Consider the following 4034-nt stretch of genomic DNA (forward strand, 5'->3'; position numbering starts at 1 on the left):
CGCTCTATGCGATGGATAGATTTGAGTCGAAATCCCTTATCGAAAGTATTAATTTAAAATCCGATTTTCTGATATTCGACAGGTATATTGCTTCAAATATGGCTTATCAGTCAGCAAAAGTCGACCTCGAATTCCAGGATCAAATGATAGAATGGGTCTTGAACCTAGAATTAAAAGTGTTCGGGCTTCCAGCTCCTAATCTCAACGCCTACCTGCGTATATCACCGAACGCGTCGGCGAAAAACGTCCTAAGAAAACCTAAGAGAGACTATACTGACCTTGATGCCGATAGGCATGAGGCGGATAGCTCCTTACTTACGAGGGTTCCGCTCGTGTATGAAAATCTAATTGCGAAATCGGTTTTAGGGGAGTGGTGCGCTGTTGATGTAGATTTTGACGGCAACCTTAGGAGACCTGAGGAGCTTGCCGCCGAGATTCTGACACAACTGTAATCGTCAGAGATTGGCTATCGACTGATATATCGCATTCGCCCTGTGCTCCTTTTCGAATGAAAGCCCAACGTATTGTACGTCAAGCATTTCGAGCGCCTCTAAGCTATGGTTTTCCATCTTTAAACGGTATGCTGGGTCAGCAACGCGTAGTGAGTCGACCTGAACAGGAATGCCGTGATCGACTGGACAAAAGAAGACTTTGCCATATGTGGAGCACCATTGTTTCAGCGCGGGGAATAGAGCGTCTAAGAATGGGCCCGGCTTTGATGCCTTTTCCATGGTATCTAGAAAATGCGAAAATATGTCTGGAATACCCCTGTCACAGATGGTGATTGCAGCTCCATCCTTACTGGCTTCGATCTCACTACAGATTTGCTGGCAGTATAACCACGATGTAGTCTCAAAATCCTGAGATTTGTTGAGCGCAAATGGTGCTTTTCGGGCGACTTCCTCGACAAGTGACACCTTGTGTCCGTTAGTCTCCAGCAAAGTCTTCGTTGCAAGCACCGTTTCTGTTTTTCCTGCTGAAAAGGCCCCGCATATCAGTATCTTCACTTTTCTATTTTCCCGGTCGCCCGAAATTTGACCAGTGAATGAAGAGTCACCCCTTTGTTTGCTAAAACGAGGCGTGGATCCTTGATCTCCGGCTCAAACACGACAAGAAACTCCGTGGCCTTTAGCTCGAATTTCTTAAGGTCATCGATCAGTTTCATTGCTTTGGCGCCTCCAGTGGTACTGTCATCGACAATAAGGCCCACAGAATTTTTTGGCGGCTGCGCCAATGCGTCGAAATAGGACGAGAACATAGCAGGGTCTATTTCGAATTTTGGCTTCGAGTTGTGCACAACCAAGGGGAGGTTCAGTATTTTAGACATTTCGTAGGCAATGAATGGACTTCCGCTCTTAGGAGCAACTATAAAGGAAAATTCGAAATTCTTGAGTTCTGCGTCGTTATTCAATTTTTCTCGCCAAAAAGTGACGAGGCGTTTAGCGTAGCGCTCAGCAACCTCCGAAGAGGTCGTTGCGCCCATCAGATCAATAAATCCATTAGACTGAGTTGAATTAACGCTACCAACCGAAACCTTCTTGGAAATTTTTATCGAATTTAAATCCCGTATGGTCCCAGAGTACAGATCTTCTTTGTTGTAAAAAGAATGAAATAAGCTTGAAATTGTTCTTCTTTTGACGACCCTTCCTTCGATCCCCATTTCGCGCAGAACGTCTAGGGTTGAAGCCAGCTTATTTCGATTTAACCACTTGGATATAAATCCAGGAAGAAATCCAACAAAATCTAAAACCGCCACAACTGTCGATATCGAAAGTATTATTGTAATTAATAATATAAACGGATCATTGGTAGGTATGGTCATATCGTCAGCCCCCTAGTTATGCCCTAGGGGGCTGAATAACACGTTTCTTTTGACTTCGCTATCGTTGGTGCAGGGCCCCTGATTGCCGCTTTCGATCACCACTGCTGCCGCCTTCGCGTCGATAGAGGCGATGCAATTCTGTTTCTGGCTGAACTCTGCCGCAGCGAGGCCCCAACAGATTACGATCACCCGTGCGGGCTTCCGTCATCTGCCTACGGCAGCTTCTCCCTGTTCTCACGCAAAATACTCCTGCAGCGGCCTGACCTCGAGGCTCCCCGCCTTCAGCGCAGCAATCGCTTCCGCCACCGCAGCCGCACCCGACAACGTGGTGTAATACGGCACCTTCTGCATCAGCGTCGCCCTGCGCAGCGACTTCGAGTCCGACACGGCCTTCTGGCCGTCCGTCGTGTTGAAGACGATCTGCACCTGTCGGTTGCGGATGGCGTCCTCGATGTGGGGGCGGCCTTCCAGGACCTTGTTGATCTTCTGCGCGTCGACACCGTTTTCGGCGAGGAAGCGGGCGGTGCCCGAGGTGGCCAGGACCTTGAAGCCGAGGCCGGCAAGGCGCTTGACCGCCGGCAATATGCCTTTCTTGTCCTCGTCGCGCACCGAGACGAACAGCGTGCCGGAACGCGGCAGGTCGACACCGGCCCCTAACTGGCTCTTGGCGAAGGCGAGCGCGAAATCGCGGTCGAGACCCATGACCTCGCCGGTCGAGCGCATTTCCGGGCCGAGCAGGATGTCGACGCCGGGGAAGCGGGCGAAGGGGAAGACCGCTTCCTTGACCGCGATGTGGCCGGGGTTTCTGGGGTCGGGCATGGCGCCGTAATGGGCGAAGGCGTCTTCCAGTTTTTCGCCGGCCATGATGCGGGCGGCGATCTTGGCAATGGGCCGGCCGATGGTCTTGGCAACGAAGGGCACGGTGCGCGATGCGCGCGGGTTGACCTCCAGCACATAGACCGTGCCATCCTTGATCGCATACTGCACGTTCATCAGCCCGCCGACATTGAGAGCGCGGGCAAGCGCTGCCGTCTGGCGCTCCAGCTCGTCGACCAGTTCGGAAGGCAGCGAGTGCACCGGCAGCGAGCAGGCACTGTCGCCCGAATGGATGCCGGCCTCCTCGATGTGCTCCAATATGCCGGAGACGAAGGTCGACTTGCCGTCGCACAGGCAGTCGACATCGACCTCGATGGCGCCGGAGAGATAGGTGTCGAACAGCAGCGGGTTCTTGCCCAGCAGCGTGTTGATCTGGCCGGTCTTGTCGTTGGGGTATTTCTGCTTGATGTCCTCCGGCACCAGGCCGGGCACGGTGTCGAGCAGATAGGTCTGCAGCATGCCCTCGTCATGGATGATCTGCATGGCGCGGCCGCCCAGCACATAGGACGGGCGCACCACCAAGGGGAAGCCGAGCTCGCCGGCGACAAGGCGGGCCTGCTCGACCGAATAGGCAATGCCGTTCTTCGGCTGGCTGAGGCCGAGCTTGTGCAGCAGCTTCTGGAAGCGGTCGCGGTCTTCGGCGAGATCGATCATGTCGGGCGAAGTGCCGAGGATCGGAATGCCGGCCTTTTCCAGCGCGTCCGCCAGCTTCAGCGGCGTCTGGCCGCCGAACTGGACGATGACGCCAACCAGTTCGCCCGAGGCCTGCTCGGCGCGCAGGATCTCCAGCACGTCTTCCGCCGTCAGCGGCTCGAAATAGAGCCGGTCCGACGTGTCGTAGTCGGTCGAGACCGTCTCCGGGTTGCAGTTGATCATGATCGCTTCGTAGCCGGCATCGCGCAGCGCAAAGGCGGCGTGGCAGCAGCAATAGTCGAACTCGATGCCCTGGCCGATGCGGTTCGGCCCGCCGCCCAGGATGACGACCTTCTTGCGCGACGAGACCTGCGCCTCGTCGGCCAGCGCACCGGCAAACGGCACTTCATAGGTCGAATACATGTAGGCGGTCGGCGAGGCGAACTCGGCCGCGCAAGTGTCGATGCGCTTATAAACCGGATGAACGTCGAGCTTTTCGCGAATCTTCGCAATCACTTCGACGTCTGTTTTCGTCAATGACGCGAGGCGGGCGTCGGAAAAACCCATGGCCTTCAGCATGCGCAGATTGACGGCATCCTCGGGGATGCCGTGCTCGCGGATGCGGGCTTCCATGGCGACGATCCCGGCGATCTGCTCAAGGAACCACGGGTCGATCTTGCACATGGCGTGCACGTCTTCCAGC

The 4034-nt window shown here is 54.9% G+C and carries 4 protein-coding genes; 1 reads left to right on the forward strand and 3 read right to left on the reverse strand.

Annotated features, from left to right (window positions below):
- The coding region (locus EN939_RS23890) for a thymidylate kinase (RefSeq protein WP_127270145.1) at nt 1–452 on the forward strand (452 nt) is incomplete at its 5' end.
- A 3-nt stretch (nt 453–455) separates the two neighbouring features.
- Here the strand turns inward: EN939_RS23890 and EN939_RS23895 are convergent.
- The 3 genes from EN939_RS23895 to carB all read right to left on the reverse strand — a co-directional run.
- Entirely contained in the window at nt 456–1007 is a 552-nt protein-coding gene (locus EN939_RS23895) for an AAA family ATPase (RefSeq protein ID WP_127372850.1), read from the reverse strand.
- Entirely contained in the window at nt 1004–1822 is an 819-nt protein-coding gene (locus EN939_RS23900) for a phosphoribosyltransferase (RefSeq protein ID WP_127270149.1), read from the reverse strand. Before EN939_RS23900 ends, EN939_RS23895 begins: the two co-directional genes overlap by 4 nt.
- 234 nt (nt 1823–2056) lie before the next feature.
- On the reverse strand, nt 2057–4034 hold a 1978-nt coding region (gene carB, locus EN939_RS23905), incomplete at its 5' end, for a carbamoyl-phosphate synthase large subunit (protein ID WP_127270151.1).

This window comes from Mesorhizobium sp. M7A.F.Ca.CA.002.05.1.1 (assembly GCF_003998335.1).
Taxonomy (GTDB): domain Bacteria; phylum Pseudomonadota; class Alphaproteobacteria; order Rhizobiales; family Rhizobiaceae; genus Mesorhizobium.

What these genes read in the sequence shown, in the direction of transcription:
- EN939_RS23900 (WP_127270149.1), bottom strand. Translation starts at nt 1,822, where the DNA reads ATGACCATACCTACCAATGATCCGTTTATATTATTAATTACAATAATA.